Origin of the sequence: Luteimonas gilva, assembly GCF_005239095.1 — a bacterium.
Lineage (GTDB): Bacteria > Pseudomonadota > Gammaproteobacteria > Xanthomonadales > Xanthomonadaceae > Luteimonas_C > Luteimonas_C gilva.
On the sequence record NZ_SZUA01000002.1, the window covers coordinates 854238 to 870510 of the forward strand.

General features: G+C 66.3%; 11 protein-coding genes and 1 pseudogene. 4 read left to right on the forward strand and 8 right to left on the reverse strand.

The features are described 5' to 3' along the window. Positions 1 to 184: 184 nt before the first annotated feature. Positions 185 to 1972 (forward strand): LysM peptidoglycan-binding domain-containing protein, encoded by a 1788-nt coding sequence (locus tag FCE95_RS11930; RefSeq protein WP_137267231.1) that lies wholly within the window; start codon positions 185 to 187, stop codon positions 1970 to 1972. A 245-nt stretch (positions 1973 to 2217) separates the two neighbouring features. Here the strand turns inward: FCE95_RS11930 and metK are convergent, their stop codons facing one another. After that, a complete protein-coding gene (gene metK, locus FCE95_RS11935) occupies positions 2218 to 3429 on the reverse strand; it encodes a methionine adenosyltransferase (RefSeq protein WP_137267232.1) in 1212 nt (403 codons plus the stop codon). A 217-nt stretch (positions 3430 to 3646) separates the two neighbouring features. Here metK and olsF point away from each other — a divergent pair, with 217 nt between their 5' ends. The 3 genes and pseudogenes from olsF to FCE95_RS11950 all read left to right on the forward strand — a co-directional run bounded on the left by olsF (position 3647) and on the right by FCE95_RS11950 (position 7341). Beyond that, a complete protein-coding gene (gene olsF, locus FCE95_RS11940) occupies positions 3647 to 5344 on the forward strand; it encodes a bifunctional ornithine lipid synthase OlsF (protein WP_137267233.1) in 1698 nt (565 codons plus the stop codon). Then, entirely contained in the window at positions 5341 to 6171 is an 831-nt protein-coding gene (locus FCE95_RS11945) for a UDP-2,3-diacylglucosamine diphosphatase (RefSeq protein WP_137267234.1), read from the forward strand. Before olsF ends, FCE95_RS11945 begins: the two co-directional genes overlap by 4 nt. Positions 6172 to 6305: 134 nt before the next feature. After that, positions 6306 to 7341 (forward strand): annotated as a pseudogene (locus FCE95_RS11950) (metal-dependent hydrolase). Positions 7342 to 7457: 116 nt separating this feature from the next. Here the strand turns inward: FCE95_RS11950 and FCE95_RS11955 are convergent. The 7 genes from FCE95_RS11955 to FCE95_RS11985 form a co-directional block, all read right to left on the reverse strand. Then, positions 7458 to 8366: a phosphatidate cytidylyltransferase gene (locus FCE95_RS11955; protein WP_137267589.1), complete on the reverse strand. Its 909-nt coding sequence runs from the start codon at positions 8364 to 8366 to the stop codon at positions 7458 to 7460. A 26-nt stretch (positions 8367 to 8392) separates the two neighbouring features. Beyond that, positions 8393 to 8998, reverse strand: coding sequence for a lysophospholipid acyltransferase family protein (locus tag FCE95_RS11960; protein ID WP_137267235.1), 606 nt, complete (start codon positions 8996 to 8998; stop codon positions 8393 to 8395). Further along, positions 8995 to 9648 (reverse strand): CDP-alcohol phosphatidyltransferase family protein, encoded by a 654-nt coding sequence (locus FCE95_RS11965; RefSeq protein WP_137267236.1) that lies wholly within the window; start codon positions 9646 to 9648, stop codon positions 8995 to 8997. The genes FCE95_RS11960 and FCE95_RS11965 overlap by 4 nt, the downstream gene beginning before the upstream one ends. A 167-nt stretch (positions 9649 to 9815) precedes the next feature. Beyond that, the gene (gene dusB / locus FCE95_RS11970; RefSeq protein ID WP_137267237.1) at positions 9816 to 10808 is read right to left on the reverse strand and encodes a tRNA dihydrouridine synthase DusB; all 993 of its coding nucleotides are present in this window, start codon (positions 10806 to 10808) and stop codon (positions 9816 to 9818) included. 164 nt (positions 10809 to 10972) lie between these two features. Then, positions 10973 to 13825, reverse strand: a complete 2853-nt coding sequence (locus FCE95_RS11975; RefSeq protein ID WP_137267238.1) for a LysM peptidoglycan-binding domain-containing protein — start codon at positions 13823 to 13825, stop codon at positions 10973 to 10975. A 163-nt stretch (positions 13826 to 13988) separates the two neighbouring features. Further along, on the reverse strand, positions 13989 to 14957 hold the full coding sequence (locus FCE95_RS11980) for a ribokinase (RefSeq protein WP_137267239.1): 969 nt from the start codon (positions 14955 to 14957) through the stop codon (positions 13989 to 13991). Between the two features lies 1 nt (position 14958). Further along, positions 14959 to 16257: a NupC/NupG family nucleoside CNT transporter gene (locus tag FCE95_RS11985; protein WP_137267240.1), complete on the reverse strand. Its 1299-nt coding sequence runs from the start codon at positions 16255 to 16257 to the stop codon at positions 14959 to 14961. Positions 16258 to 16273: the final 16 nt, after the last annotated feature.

Here is a 16273-nt window from a genome sequence, read left to right on the forward strand (position 1 = left end):
AAAGGCATGCAGAGCCATTGCCCGGGAGTGGATGGGGCCAATCGCCTTAACCCGCTCGTTTCGTCACTTCCCGCGGTGCGTCGGTCGCCGACCTGGGGTTTTCCCTAGCCTCATTCAGGCGCGCTGCGACGTTAGGCTATCGGCCGACATGAGGCTGTAACTTTTAAGAAGGAAGGATCCCTCCATGGCTAATATGGCTTACGTCGACGGCGGCGGTAGCGGCCCGATCGGTTCGCCGCAAGACCAACCGCAGACGCATACCGTCGCGACCGGCGAAACCTTGCGCGAGATCGCGGACCGATACGGCGTGCAGCCGCAGGCGATCCGCGACGCCAATCCGCAGATCTTCAAGAGCGGCGACGCCGACCGGCGCCACAACGCCATGGAGACCGGCGAAACGATCTGGTCGGGCGACCAGCTCAACATCCCGGCGGCGCCGCAGAGCGTCACCAACGAGCAGCCGCTGAGCAGCGATTTCAATCCGGCCTATCCTTCGCCCAACAGCGAATACACGGTCAACGGCCAGGGCCAGAACAACGGCGGCGCGATCACCTGGAACCCGGGCGACGGCACGGTGAAAGTCACCGCCTCGCACCAGCAGAGCGCCGAGTACGACACCACGCCGGCGCCGTTCGGCATTCCCGATGCGCGCCAACCGGGCGTCACCCTGGAAGCCAAGGTGCGCGGCGAACACGCCGAGACCGCCGGCTTCACCAACAAGGACGGCAACACCGAAGTGACGCTGGAGTGGGACACCTCCATCGTCGCCAGCGTGTCGGCCGAAGCGCAGGGCAAAGGCGTCAACCAGGCGGCGATCGAAGCCAGCGCCGGCGGCGGTTTCCGCGCGCGCTACAAGGTCGTGCTGCCGGGCGAGAACCGCAATCCGCTGGATGCGGCCAAGATCAATCCTTTCGATCCGACCACGATCCCGGTCGGCGTGACGGTGACGATGGATTCGCAGACCTACACGCAGACCGGTTTGGCGGGCTCGTTCCGCCACATCGGCACCGAGACCAACATCAAGGACGCCTCCGGCACCAGCTATTCGGTGACCCGCGTCGACGACAAGAACATCCGCGTGATCATGGGCCCGAACCAGGTGGTCGAGGCCTACAACGGCGTCGGCGTGAAGACCGACATCGCCACGGCGATGCTCGGCCGCCAGGACAATCTGGGCCAGTCGACGGTGCGCACCGCGACCTTCGACCTGTCGAACAAGGACGGGCAGGCGGCGTACTCGCATTTCGTCGCCACCGGCGAAGTCGCGCACCAGACGCCGGGCGTGAAGGACGTGGCCACCATCGAACGCATCGACTATTCCTCGCAGACCCGCGTCAAGCTGGGCCTGGGGCCGGAGTCCTTGAACGTGCAGGCGGATTTGGCCGGCGCGCAGAACACCGGCGCGTTCGTGAAGACGACCTATCCGGACGGCTCGTACGCGTACACGACCAATCTGCAGTACTCGGGCAACGTACCGTTGCAGGTCGTGCAGCGTTTCGACACGCAGGGCAACGAGATCCTGTCCGAGCGCACGTACCAGTTCACCATCAACGGCGACCGTCCGAGCTACAACTGGTTCGAACGTTTCATGGGTTCGAACGAAGGCGCGGAAGAGCGCAACATCGCGCAGAACCTCAACATCGCCCTGACCGGCAATCCCGACGGCAACGGCCCCGCGCAAGCCGGCAAGAAGACCACCATCACCTTCACCGAAAGCCAGCTGCAAGGTTTGATGTCGCAAACCCGCAGCGCCGGCCAGGCCAGCCATCCCAGCAGCCCGCTGAACCTGCTGGTGGGCGGCAACAACGGCCAGCCGGTGGCGACCAGCATGGACTTCGCGGTGGCGATGGCGCGCAACCTGGGCGGCGACCCTTACGGCTTCGCAGAACGCCTGTTGCAGGTGTCGCAGATGGCCGATGGCGACGTGCGCAACGGTTGGAACCGCATCGACGCGGACGTCAAGAGCAGCTGACCGCAACGCTTTAGCCCTCTCCCGCTCGCGGGAGAGGGTTGGCTGAGGGCGCGGAAATGCGAGATCGCGTCAACCAATTGTTTCCCGAGATGGGATTAACCTTCATCCGCGCCTTTCGATGCGTCGGGCTACTCCGCGCGCCCTCACCCTAGCTCTCTCCCGCAAGCGGGAGAGGGGGCCAAGCCAAGCAACAAAAAAAGCCGCGCATTGCGCGGCTTTTTTTGTTCATGCAACCTAAGCAGGCTTTACTTCAACCCAGCCGCCTTGCGCAGTTCCTCGGCCTTGTCCGTCTTCTCCCACGAGAACGACGTCGCCGTGTGCTTCTTGCCGGCCGAATCGACGTAGCTGATTTCCTTCGGCTTGCGGCCGAAGTGGCCGTAGGCGGCGGTGTCCTGGTACATCGGATGGATCAGGTCCAGCATCTTGATGATGCCGTACGGACGCAGGTCGAAATGCTTGCGGATCAGCTTCTCGATCTTGTCGTCGCCGATCTTGCCGGTGCCGAAGGTGGTGACGGAGATCGAAGTCGGCTCGGCCACGCCGATCGCGTAGCTGACCTGCACTTCGCAGCGGTCGGCCAGGCCGGCGGCCACGACGTTCTTGGCGACGTAGCGCGCGGCGTAGGCGGCCGAACGGTCGACCTTGGACGGATCCTTGCCGGAGAACGCGCCGCCGCCGTGGCGGGCCCAGCCGCCGTAGGTGTCGACGATGATCTTGCGGCCGGTCAGGCCGCAGTCGCCCACCGGGCCGCCGATCACGAACTTGCCGGTCGGATTGATGTGGAACTTGGTGCCCTTGTGCAGCCACTTGGCCGGCAGCACGGGCTTGAGGATCTCTTCGCGCACGGCTTCGATCAGATCCTTCTGCTTGACGTCCGGATCGTGCTGGGTCGACAGCACCACGGCGTCGATCGCCGAAGCCTTGCCGTCTTCGTAACGCAGCGTGACCTGGCTCTTCGCGTCCGGGCGCAGCCACGGCAGCGGCGACTTCTTCGCCTTGCGCACCTTGGCCTGCTGTTCGACCAGGCGGTGCGACAGGTGGATAGCGGCCGGCATGTAGCTGTCGGTCTCGTTGGTGGCGTAGCCGAACATCAGGCCCTGGTCGCCGGCGCCTTGCTCTTCGGGCTTCTTGCGGTCCACGCCCTGGTTGATGTCGGGCGATTGCTTGCCGATCAGGTTCAGCACGCCGCAGGTGGCGCCGTCGAAGCCGACGTCGCTGCTGTTGTAACCGATGTCCAGGATCACCTTGCGGGTCAGCGCCTCCAGGTCGATCCATGCGCTGGTGGTGATCTCGCCGGCGACGATCGCCACGCCGGTCTTGACCATGGTTTCGCAAGCCACGCGGGCGCGCTTGTCCTGGGCCAGGATCGCATCGAGCACGGCATCGGAAATCTGGTCGGCGACCTTGTCCGGATGGCCTTCGGAGACCGATTCGGAGGTGAAGAGGTAGCTGGACATCGTTACAGGCTCCTGGAAGGGATTTATCCCTTTATTCGGATGAAAAGATGGGCGCGCATGATACACGGCCGCGGCGGGCCGTGCATTGTGCCGCGAACCGGCTTGGCTTGCCGTTAAGCCGCGGCCGCCCGGCTTGTCATACCGCTGCCGCAAATCCGCCATTTCGCTGTCGCCGGACGCGCGCAGGCTGCCGGCGAAACCGGCCGTCCACACCCCTATGCTCGAGCTAGAACAGCGACTGCAGCAGCGATTCCCCACCTGGTTCCGCGGGCGCCGGGCCGGCATCGCGCGGCCGCTGCTGCGCACCCTCGGCCGCTGGTCGCGGTTCGACACCATCGAAGGCTTCCTGGCCGAAAGCGGCCATCTGCGCGACTTCGAATTCGTCGACGCCGCGATCGATCACGTGCAGGCGCGCTACACGGTGGAGGCTCCCGGGGGCGGCATCCCGGCGAAAGGGCGCCTGCTGATCGTGGCCAACCACCCGTCCGGCGCGCTGGATGCGCTGGCGCTGCTGCAACTCGTCGGCAGCGTGCGCCGGGACGTGCGGATCATCGCCAACGATCTGCTGTCCGCCATCCAGCCGCTGGGCGGGTTGTTGCTGCCGATCCGCATCCTGGGCGGACGCCCCGGCGCGGACAGCTTGCGCGCGGTGCGCCAGGCCTTGGAACAGGAACAGTGCGTGATCGTATTCCCGGCCGGCGAAGTGTCGCGCTTGGGATTGCGCGGCGTGCGCGACGGACGCTGGCAGCGCGGCTTCGTCGGCTTCGCCCGCAAGACCGGCGCGCCGGTGCTGCCGGTGCGGATCCAGGCGCGCAATTCGGCGCTGTTCTACGGCGCCTCGGCGCTGTTCAAGCCGGCGGGCACCGCGCTGCTCGCGCGCGAAATGTACGCGCGCGGCAACAAGCCGCTGAGCCTGCGTATCGGCCAGCCGCTGACGATCGCGCCGGAGACCGATTCGACGACCGCCCTGCGCACGGTGCGCAAGGCCTTGTACGCGCTTGGCAAGCGCAAGCCGCTCCCGATCGGCCCGGAACCGCTGGCGGCCCCCGAATCCGCCGAGGCCGTGCGCCTGGCATTGCAAACGACCGAGCTGCTGGGCGAAACGCTGGACGGCAAGCAGATCCGCTGTGCGACGCTGTCCGCCGATTCGCCATTGCTGTGCGAATTGGGCCGCTTGCGCGAACTCACTTTCCGCGAAGTCGGCGAAGGCACCGGCCGCAGCCGCGACCTGGACGCCTACGACGCGCACTACGAACAGATCGTGCTGTGGGACGCGCAGGCGCAACGCATCGCCGGCGGCTACCGGGTGATGCGCGGCGCGCGCGCGCTGGCCGAGCGCGGCCTGGGCGGGCTATATACCGCTTCGCTATTCCGTTATGCCGAACAGGCCGTGCCGCATCTGGCCGAAGGCATGGAACTAGGCCGCAGCTTCGTCGTGCCGGAGTATTGGGGCAGCCGCAGCCTGGACTATCTGTGGCAGGGCATCGGCGCGTATCTGCGTTGCCATCCGCAAGTGCGCTACCTGTTCGGCCCGGTCTCGATCAGCGCCGCGCTGCCGCTGCCCGCACGCGAGCAGCTGGTGGCCTATTACCAGCGCTATTACGGCGCGCAGGAAGGCTTGGCCGCTTCGAACCGCCCGTTCCAGTATTTCGCCGCGCCGCCGTCGTTCGGCGAAATGGACGCGGACACCGCCTTCAACGTGCTGAAGGGCAATCTGGCCGCGCACGGCGCGTCCGTGCCGACGCTGTACAAGCAGTACACCGACCTGTGCGAACCGGGCGGCGCGCGTTTCCTGGCGTTCGGCGTGGATCCGTCGTTCAGCGATTCGATCGACGGCCTGATCGAAGTCGACATGCACCTGCTGCGGCCGAAGAAGCGCAAACGCTATCTGCAAACGGACGGGGTGGCGGCATGAGCCCCGCGATCGCCTCCGGCGGGCGTCGGCGGGCGGTCTTCCTTTCCGACGTCCACCTCGGCTCCAAGCATTGCCATGCGGACGATCTGGCGAGTTTCCTGTCGACGCTGGAATGCGCGCGGCTGTATCTGGTCGGCGACATCGTCGATCTGTGGTGGATGGCGCAGCGGCGCGCGTCCTGGGGCCATTCGCACAACCGCGTGGTCGAGATGCTGCACAAGCTGCGCCGCGCCGGGACCGAAATCGTCTACATCCCGGGCAACCACGACCGCCCGATCCGCCGCTTCTGCGGTTTGGCGCTGCCGGCGATGCAGGTGCGCCGCCGCACCATCCACGTCACCGCCGACGGCCGGCGCCTGCTGGTGACGCACGGCGACGATTACGACAGCGTCACCCACTTCGGCGGATTGCAGGAAAAGTTCGGCGACTGGCTGTACTACCGCATCCTGACCGGCAACCAGATGCTCAACCGGATCCGGCGCCGCCTCGGCCGCCGTTACTGGTCGCTGTCCGAATACCTGAAGCGCCAGAGCGGCACCGCCGAACGCTTCATCGCGCGCTTCGTGCAAGCCGGTTTGGACGATGCGCGCCGGCGCGGGCTGGACGGCATCGTTTGCGGCCACATCCATCGCGCCGGCCTGATCCAGCGCGACGGCTTGATCTACGCCAACGACGGCGATTGGGTCGAGAGCCTGACCGCGTTGGCCGAAGACATGGACGGCACTTTGCGTCTGCTGTCGCATACCGGCGAGACGCTGGCCATGCTGCCGCCGCGGCTGCGGTTGGTGTGCGAAAACGAAGAGAAAATGCTTCCACGCGCCGCTTGAGCTTTTGCCTTTCGTAGGAGCGGCTTTAGCCGCGAGCTCTTCTCTTCAAATCGCGACATAGTAGCGATTTGAGGGAAAAAGCTCGCGGCTAAAGCCGCTCCTACGAAAAGCGGCCGCTATCGTAGTATCCGTGGATGGACTCCATCACCCATCTGTTCTACGGCGCCGCCATCGCCGCCGCGATCGCCCCGGCGAAGCATCGCCGCGCGGCCTTGCTGGCCGGCGCGGCGCTGAACACGCTGCCGGACCTGGACGTGATTCCGCTGCGCTTCGCCGATCCGGTCGCGGAAATGACCTGCCATCGCGGCCTGACCCATTCCTGGTTCGTATTGCCGTTCGTGGCCTGGGCCATTTGGGCTTTCTTCCGCCGACGCGGCGGGCGCGTCGCGCAGGAACCGAAGCGCTGGTTCTGGGCGATCTTCGTCTGCTTGATGGCGCATCCGCTGATCGACGCGTACACCGTCTACGGCACGCAATTGCTATGGCCGCTGCCGATGCGGCCTTTGATGTGGTCGAGTTTGTTCATCATCGACCCCTTGTTCACGCTGCCCTGGTTCGCCGCCTGCGCCGTGGCCTGGTTCGCGCTGGAACGGCCGCTCGCCGGCAAGGCCTTGTACGCCGGCGCCGCGCTCGGCGTGGCTTATGTCGGCTGGTCGCTGGTCGCTGGTCGCCAAGACGCTCGTGGATCGCCGGGCCGAACGCGATTTGGCGGCGATGGGTTTGGATCAAGCGCCGCGCTTTTCGGTGCCGATGCCGTTCAATACGCTGCTATGGCGGGTGGTGGCGATGACGCCGGAGGGTTATGTCGAAGGTTTCCGTTCGCTGGCCGCCGATCGCGGGCCGATGGTCTTCAAGGCTTATCCGTCGAACGTGCAGGCGCTGCGCGAAGCCGAAGGCATCGAGGCCGTCGACCGGTTGACCTGGTTCAACCACGGCTTCATGCAGGCGCGCGAAGCGGACGGCCGCTTGGTGCTAGCCGATCTGCGGATGGGCGCCGAACCGGATTATTTCTTCCGTTTCGCGGTCGCCGAGCGCGCGCGAGGCGAGTGGCGGGCCATCGAACCCGAACAGATCGCGATGCGGCGCGACATACGCATGGCTTTGTCCGTCACCTGGCGGCGGATCTGGCATTCGGACGATGGCGGCCTATCGACGGGCGCGGGACCGTGAATCTGCAGAAGATTTTTGTAGGAGCGGCTTCAGCCGCGAGCTTTTTCCTCCAGATCACGGCATTGCAGCGATTGATGGGAAGAGCTCGCGGCTAAAGCCGCTCCTACAAAAGCCGGTCAGGAAAAGTAATAGCGGGTCAGGTGGAAGAAGATCGGTGCGGCGAAGCTCACCGAATCCATCCGGTCCAGCATGCCGCCGTGGCCCTGGATCATGCTGCCCCAATCCTTGGCGCCCAGGCTGCGCTTCACCGCCGACAGCACCAAGCCGCCGACAGCGCCGGCGATCACGATCGCGGTCGACATCAGCGCCGACTGCAGCGGCGTGAACGGCGTGATCCACCATAGCGCCGTGCCGATGCCGATCGCGGCCAAGCCGCCGCCGATCAGGCCTTCGACGGTCTTCGACGGACTCACCTTCGGCGCGAGCTTATGTTTGCCGAACAGCTTGCCGAATACGTACTGCATCACGTCGCTGATCTGCACCACCAGCATCAGATAAAGCAACAGCAGCGCGCCCTGGCCCGAGAAATCGCGCAGATTCAAGATCATCAGCGCGGGCGCGTGGCTGATGCAGTACACCGTGATCATCACGCCCCATTGGATCTTGGTGGTGCGCTCCAGGAAATCGTCGGTGTCGCCGCCCAGCACGGCCAAGGCCGGCAGCGCCAGGAAGGCATAGACCGGAATGAAGATCGCGAACAGCCCGTACCAGGCGTCGCCGATCAGCCAGTACTGCACCGGGATCAGTACGTAGAACGCCACCGCCAGCGGCTTGTGGTCGCCCGCGCGGGTCGGGGTGAGGGTGATGAACTCGCGCAGCGCGAAGAACGAGATGAAAGCGAAGATCACCAGCGTGGCGATCGGGCCGAGCAGGAAGCTCGCGGTCAGCACCGCGACCATGCTCCACCAAGCGCGGGTGCGGGCGTTGAGATTGCGTACCGTGTCTCCGCCGCCGTCCGGGCCGCGCCGCGACAGCCACCATCCGATCAGCGAAGCGACCACGAGCAGGGCGACGATGCCGCCCATCACCGCCAGCAATTTCTGCTGCGCCGTCACGACAGCGCCACCACGGCGCCGCGGGCGCGGTCCAGGAAATCTTCGCGCGGTTCGCCGGCTTTGCGTTCCAACGCCGCGCCGAAGCGCACCGTGCAATACAGCGGCAAGGGGATGTGGCTGCCCTTGGGCATGCTGCGGTGGAGCGTATCGAGATAGGCCGGAACGAGGTTCAGATCCGGAAACGTTTCCGCCAGCCTGAACAGGCCGCCGCGGAACGGCTGCGGCAATCTCTCCGCGGTGCGGGTGCCTTCGGGAAACAGGATCAGCGAATCGCCGCCAGTCAGCGCTTCGAAGACCGGTGCCAGCGGATCCGCATCGCGTTGCTCGCGGCGGCGGTCGATCAGCACCGCGCGCAACACGTTCTTGGCCAGATAGCCGCGCACGTCGGGCTTCTCCCAGTAGTCGCGCGCCGCCACCGGCCGCGTGCGCATGCGCAGCGACGGCGTCAGCGCGGTCCAGATCGCGAGCGTGTCGAGGTGGCTGGTGTGGTTGGCGAAATACAGCGTTTGCCCCGGCGAGGGCTGCGCCCGCCAGTCGGCGCGCGCGCCGACCAGCAGGCGGGTGAAACCGGTCAGCGCGGCGGCCGCGGCGCGTTCGATCATGCCGGCTTCAATCGTTGCGCGATCGCGCGCAACCGGGTCCAGCAGGTCAGCGCCGAACCCGCGGCGACGAAGATCGCCGCGACCAACAGCGCATAGCGGGTGCCGGACCAGGCGAGCTCGATCGGCGCGAGCACGCAGGCGACGGTCATCGTCGCCATCCGCTGCTGCTTGGCCATCGGTCCGCGGAAATCCTGCGCCTGGCCGAGCGCGCCGCCGAGCGTGCGGATGTAGGCCGTCGCCGCCGCGAGCAGGGCCGCCAACCAGCCCAGCCAGCCGTGGCCGGCGGCGTAACCGAGCGCGATAAGGAAAACGCTGTCGGCGATGCGGTCGGGCACTTCGTTGTAGAGCGCGCCGGCCGGCGTGCCTTTGCCGCCTTCCACCGCGACCATGCCGTCGAACAAGTTGCACAGCAGCCGCGCCTGGATGCCGACCGCGCAGAGCAGCGGGCCCCATGGCGAAGGCATCCACGATAACGCGGCCGCGCCGGCGAGGGCGAAGACGATGCTGAGCAGGGAGATCGCATTCGGCGATATTCCGCTGTTCGCCAGCCAGGCCGCGGCATGCCGGGCGAAAGCGCTGCTGCGCGCGGCGATAGGACGCCGGCTGTCGAGGGCATTGCCGCCCGGATCGCGTTGGTGCGATTCGCTCATTCCCGCTCCTGCTCCCCGAGGCGATTAGATAGCCGGCCCGCCCAGCCGCGTCAAGCGAGGCGAATTTCTTTTGTGGGAGCGGCTTCAGCCGCGAGCTCTTCCTGTCAGATCGCATCGACCCTGCTCGAAGAGCTCGCGGCTGAAGCCGCTCCCACAAAAAAGCGAATTCAGGCCGCCATCGACAAAGGCTCGCCGGCGATCAACGCATCGAAATACTCGGCCGTCAACGCGATCTGCGCCGCAGCGCTTTCGGCGCGATTGACCACGGCGCGGAACGCCGTGTTTTCCGGCCGATCCTTCGCGTACCAGCCCAGATGCTTGCGCGCGATGCGCACGCCGGCCGGTTCGCCGTAGAACTCGTGCAAATGCCGCAAGTGGCCGAGCAGCACGTCGCGGACTTCCTGCAGCGACGGTTCCGGCAGCGATTCGCCGGTGGCCAGGAAATGCGCGCTCTCGCGGAAGATCCAAGGCCGGCCTTGGGCGGCGCGGCCGATCATCACCGCGTCGCAACCGGTCTGCGCGAGCACTTCGGCGGCCTTGCGCGGCGAATCGATGTCGCCGTTGACGATCACCGGGATCGACAAGTCGGCCTTGATCGCGGCGATCGTGCCGTACTCGGCCTGTCCGGTGTATTGCTGGTCGCGCGTGCGACCGTGCACGGCCAGCGCGGCGACGCCCGCGTCCTGCGCGATGCGTGCGATGACCGGCGCGTTCTTGTGGCACGCGTCCCAACCGGTGCGGATCTTCAAGGTGACCGGCACGTCTACTGCTCGGACGACGGCGGCAAGGATGCGCGCCACCAAGGCTTCGTCGCGCATCAGCGCCGAGCCGGCCCAAGCGTTGCAGACTTTCTTCGCCGGGCAGCCCATGTTGATGTCGACGATCTGCGCGCCGTGATCGACGTTGTAGCGCGCCGCGTCGGCCAGCAGTTCCGGCACGGTGCCGGCGATCTGCACGCTGATCGGGTCCGGTTCGCCGAGGTGGTCCATGCGCCGCAGCGATTTCTCGGTCTTCCAGAAGCGCGGATCGGAAATCGTCATCTCGGACACGGCCAAGCCCGCGCCCAGCCGCTTGCACAGCTGGCGGAACGGCTTGTCGGTGACGCCCGCCATCGGAGCGAGGATCACCGGCGGGTCGATGCGATGGCGGCCGATCTGCATGGCCGCATTGTATCGCGCGGCCGGCGGGCGCCGGCCCTAACGTAGGTTTTTTGCGGGACGTTACGAATTGTGAGAGGGGCTTCAGCCCCGACAAAGATCGCTGCGATCTCTGTCGGGGCTGAAGCCCCTCCCACAAGACCTGGCTTCGGTATTGTTCGGCCCGATCAGGCCGTCGGCAACGGCGTAGCGCCGTATTTGGCGATCAACGCGTCGATCTGGCCGACGGTGCGGGGCATGTCCATCACTGTCACCGGGCCGGTCGTGGTGTTCACGGTGCCGGTGGATTCGACCACGCGAGTGTCCGTGCCCAGCTTGGTCACGTCGCCGTCGAACTCGTCGAGCGTGTGGTGCGCCCAATCGCGCACATGCTCCAATTGGTCCAGCGGCATATCGTTCAGCCACTTCGCGAATTGCGCCTGCTGGGCCGGATTGGACAGATCGTAGCCTTTGTTCTGCGCGTACTGCGCCAGCAGCGTGACCGGGCTCCAGCCTTCGCCGCTCTGATCGACCAGCGCTTTTGCGGTATCGGGATCGAGATTCGCGTTCTGCAGGAACTTCGCCGACGTGTCGTTCATGTGCAGGTTCGAATGATCGACGCGATCCTTGACCGTCAGCCCCAGCGTCGCGACGGCGACCAGGCCGATGCCGACCGGGCCCGCCCACGCGCCGATGCCGAGCGATGCGGCGAAACTCGTTCCCGACAACGCCGCCAGCGTGCCGCCGGCCGCACTGGTGGCGTACAGGCCGCCCTTGATCGGATCCGCCGCCGCGCCGTTCGCGCCGCGGAAACTGTCGACCGCGGCCCAAGCATCGAAGCCGGCGGAGAGCAATCCGAACACGCGGTCGGCGCGGGTCAGGCGGCCCTGATCCAACGCGGAACCGTCGTAGGCGCGGTTGCCCGCACCGAAATGGCCGAGCGTGGAATTCTCCGCGACGAGCCCCATGCCCAAGGCCAGTTCCGCGCCTTTCTGGCCCAGGCCGGCGGCGCTGACGATGGCGTTGAGATCGTTGCGGTCGGTAACGCTGAACTGGCCGTCGTTCGCTTTGCCGAGCGTGTTGAGGAAGCCGACGGTGGCGAAGCCCAATCCGACCGTGCGCAAGATCTGTCCGGCAGGTTGATTCTTGTCGAAGGCGGGTTTTGCGCCTTCGTGGGTCAGCCTGTCGTTCAAATTGTTCATCGCGTCGGCGTGAAGCTTCAGCTTCTGCACGATGTCCTGGGTGGTGTCGCCCGCCGCCGGCAGCGTTTTCTTCAGGTTGTCGACCAGGTCGGTGTAGGTCTTGAACTTGCCGCCTTCCAGGTCGATGCCGATCAATCTGGCGAAGGTGGGATCCTTCAAGCGCTCGATCGCCGCCTCGGCCTTGGCGATGCTGGCCGGATTGCGCACGTCGTAGCCTTGCGCCGCGCTCAGCACGTTGTTGCGGACGTAGGCGTTGGCGAATTCCTTGCCCAGCTTGAGGAATTGCTCGCCGCCCTTGGCCCCGTAGGCCAAGTTCTGCATCAGCCGCTTGCCGGCTTGGGTGTCGACGTATTCGGGATGCTTGTTCAGCGCCAGGCTCACCGCGTAACGGCTGGACTGGTCGCCGAGAATCTTGTCGATGGTGCCGTTGGCGGCATCCATGCGTCCGGAAAGGCGCAGCGTGTCGAACTGATCGAGCAGCTTCAGGCCGTCCGCGGCGATCTTGTCTTCCATGCCCTGGACTTTCTTCTCCCAGTCCGGGCCCTTGTCGGCGATGTATTGCTTGATCGCCTGGTCGAGCTGCTGCGGCGTCATCGAAGCGCCGGCGTTGTTGATCAGCCAATTCAGCTCTTCGGTTTCCTTGGCCAGCTTGTCGACGTCGCCCTTCAGGCCATTGGCGTACATCCGCACGCCTTCCAGCGTGGATTGCAGGACGCGGTTCTGGCTGTCGGGACCGCCGATGCGCGCGGCGATCGCCAGCGGCAGGTCGGGCGAAGCGCCTTGCGCGACGGCCATGTGGATCTGGGTGGTGTCCAGCTTCAGTTCGGCCATGCGGTCGATCAGCAGGCTGCCGCGTTCGCTACTGCTGTCCAGCGAGCCGGCCAGGCGCACCAGCGCATTGGTGCCTTCGATGCCGATGTGGCCTTGGCCGTAGCCGTCGTCCTTGTAGCCGGCTTTTTCCAGCGCGGCGATTTCGCGTTCGGCCAAGGCTTGAGTGATGCGCGGGTCGGCGCCGGCCGATATTTTTTCCAAGCGGGTGAGGCTGTCCAAAGCTTCGGCGGCGCCGTTGTAACTGCTTTCCGGCACGCCGTCCTTGATCGGCGCGATGAACTCCGGCGCCACGCGCGTATCGATCAAGTTGGCGAATTCCGCGCTGTCCAACAGCTTGGTCTGCGCTTCCGGGGACAGCTTGGACAAGGAGCCGTTAAGCGATTCGATCACGCCGCGCGCGTCGGGCTTGGCGCTCGCATCGGCCAGCGCGGTTTTCACTTCCTGGTCGGTCTGGGTTTCGGCGACGGCCGCCTTCACCGCGGCTTGCGCGGCGGGATCGTTGGCGTAGCGCTGCGCCAGCGCATCGCCGTATTGTTGGATGTTGGCCGCATCGATCGGCTTTCCGTCGGCCTGCAAGCCGGCGCGGATGGCGTCGCCGACGGCGGTTTCCACTTTGTCGCCCGTACTGGCGACCAATTGCTGCTGCGCCGCGATCTGGTCGGCGGGCCAGGACGCGTTGCCGTTCTGGCCGGAAGTCGCCTGCATCGCCGCCAAGTTGTCCTGCGCCAGCAGGTGGTCTTTCAGCGCCGTGTCGACTTTCGCCTGTTCCGGCGTCGCCGGCACGGTTGGCTCGGGATGCTGTTTGATCGTCGGCAGGATCAGCGTGTCGCCGGGACTGATCTGGTCCGGCTTGTCGAGTTTGTTGCGTTCGGCGATTTGCCGCGCGTCCAGGCCGTAGGGCTGGCCGATCTCGGTCAGCGTCTCGTTCGCTTCGACTTCGTGGACGGTTTCCTGCGGCTGCGGCGGCGGAACGTTGACGGGCGGCTTAACGCCATCGGGATAGGACATGGCGTGATCCTCGAAGGAAAGCGCAAGTACAACAGCGCGCTAGAGGAGCGGCCAGATGGGGGACGCCCCAGTGCGTTTTGTCATCGCCTTGAAACGTCGGCATGCGTCCGGCACTGCGTCGCAAAAAAGCGCGATGCGCGATCGGAGGAATGCCGATCCGGGATCAGGCCGCGCCGAAACGCTCGGCCAGATCGCTGCGCCGCGGCATCGCCGCGGCCGCGCCGTGGCGTTCGGTGGACAGCGCGGCGTAACGCGTCGCGAAGCGGACGCGGGTCGCGAAAGGAGCGTCGCCGCCTTCGGCCAGCGAAGCGGCCAAGGCGCCGTTGAAGGCGTCTCCGGCGCCGGTGGTGTCGACCGCGCGCACTTGCTCGGCGGGGATGCGGTAGTACGCGCTTTCGTCGCCGCGCAGCGCGCCGGCCGGATGCGAGACGAAACAGCCGCTCGCGCCCAGCGTCACGACGACGCTGGCCTCGGGCGCCAGTTCGCGGCAGAAAGCGTGCAGGCGCGCCTGGTCCAGCGCGGCGATCGCATCGCCGTCGACGCGCTCGCCGACGTGGCGCGCGAGCAGCGCGGCGAATTCGGTTTCGTTCGGCGTGAGGATGTCGACCGCGGCCTTCAATTCGGCAGTCACCGTCGCATTGGCCGGCGCCGGATTCAGCAGCGCGACCGCGCCGCCGGCGCGCGCGGCGCGCATCGCCGCGAGCACGGCGTCGGGGGGCGATTCCAACTGCGCCAGCACCACCGCCGCGGTCGCGAGCGTATCGCGCTGGGCTTGGATGAAATCCTCGGACAACTCGGCGTTGGCGCCGGCGCCGATCACGATGCTGTTGCGGCCTTCGCCGTCGACGTAGATGCCGGCGGTGCCGGTCGGCCGCACGCTGCGCTGGTCGCGCAAGTCGATGCCGTCGGCCGCGGCCAGCGAACGCGCGAGCTGGCCGCCGAGGTCGTCGCCGAGCGCGCAGACGAAAGCCGTGTCCGCACCGGCGCGCCGCGCGGCGACGGCCTGGTTGAAGCCTTTGCCGCCCGGGCCGGTGGCGTATTCGCCGCTCAGCGTTTCGCCGGCGCGGGGCAGGGCCGGCGTGGTCCAGACGTGATCGACGTTGAACGAACCTACGACTACGACTTTCCCCATATCAGGTGCCGACCCACGTCAGCACGCCGGCGATGGTCGCGGTCATGAAGGTCGCGATCGAACCGCCCAGCACCGCACGCAAGCCGAACTTGGCCAGGTCGTGCCGGCGTTCGGGCGCCAGTCCGCCGATGCCGCCGATCTGGATCGCGATCGAACTGAAATTGGCGAAGCCGCACAGCGCGTACGTGGCGATCAAGCGGCCTTGATCGCTCAGCGCGACGCCCGGCACCTGCCCGGCGATGATCTTGCTCAGCTCGCTGTAGGCGATGAATTCGTTGAGCACGATCTTCTGGCCGATCAGGCCGCCGACGGTGACCGAGTCCTGCCACGGCACGCCGATCACCCAAGCGATCGGGGCCATGATCCACCCCAGGATCACGCCCAAATCGAGTGGACGGCCGATCGCGCCGGCGATGCCGGTGGCGTCGCCGATCGCCTGGATCGGCCAGTTCAACAGCGCGATCAGCGCGGTGAAGGCCAGCAGCATCGCGCCGACGTTCAAGGCCAGCTTGAGGCCGTCGCCGGCGCCGGCCGCGGCCGCGTCGATCACGTTGGTGGTGGTCTTTTCGACCTCCATTTTCACCGTGCCGCGGGTCAGCGGCTCGCCGACTTCCGGTACCAGGATCTTGGAGATCACCAGCGTCGCCGGCGCAGCCATGATCGAGGCGGTCAACAGATGCTTGGCGAAGAACGCCTGTTGCACGGGATCGCCGCCGCCCAGCATCAATACGTAGGCGCCGAGCACGCCGCCGGCGATGTGCGCCATGCCGCCGACCATCACCGTCAGCAGTTCGGATTGGGTCATCTTCGGCAGATACGGCCGGATGGTCAGCGGCGCCTCGGTCTGGCCGATGAAGATGCTGGCGCAGACGCTGGTGGTTTCCGCGCCGGAGACGCGCATCACCTTGGTGATCGCCCAGGCCATGCCGCGCACGAACATCTGCATCACGCCCAAGTGGTAGAGCACGCCCATCAGCGCGGCGAAGAAAATGATGGTCGGCAACACCTGGAACGCGAACACGAAGCCGAACTTGGCCGGATCCGACAGGCCGCCGAAAATCAGGCCGGTGCCGGCGGCGGTGAAGCTGAGGATTTTGACGAAGCCTTGCGAGAGGCCGTCGAAGATCGCCGCGCCCCACGGCGTGAGCAGCACGAAAGCGGCGAACAGGATCTGCAGGATCACGCCGGTGCCGACCAGGCGCCAATCCACGCGCTTCTTGTTGTCCGAGAACAGCCATGCGATGCCGATGAGCACCGCGAGTCCGAACAGGCCGAAACCGACCCGCGCCAATCCTTCCATTCAGAATTCCCCACCT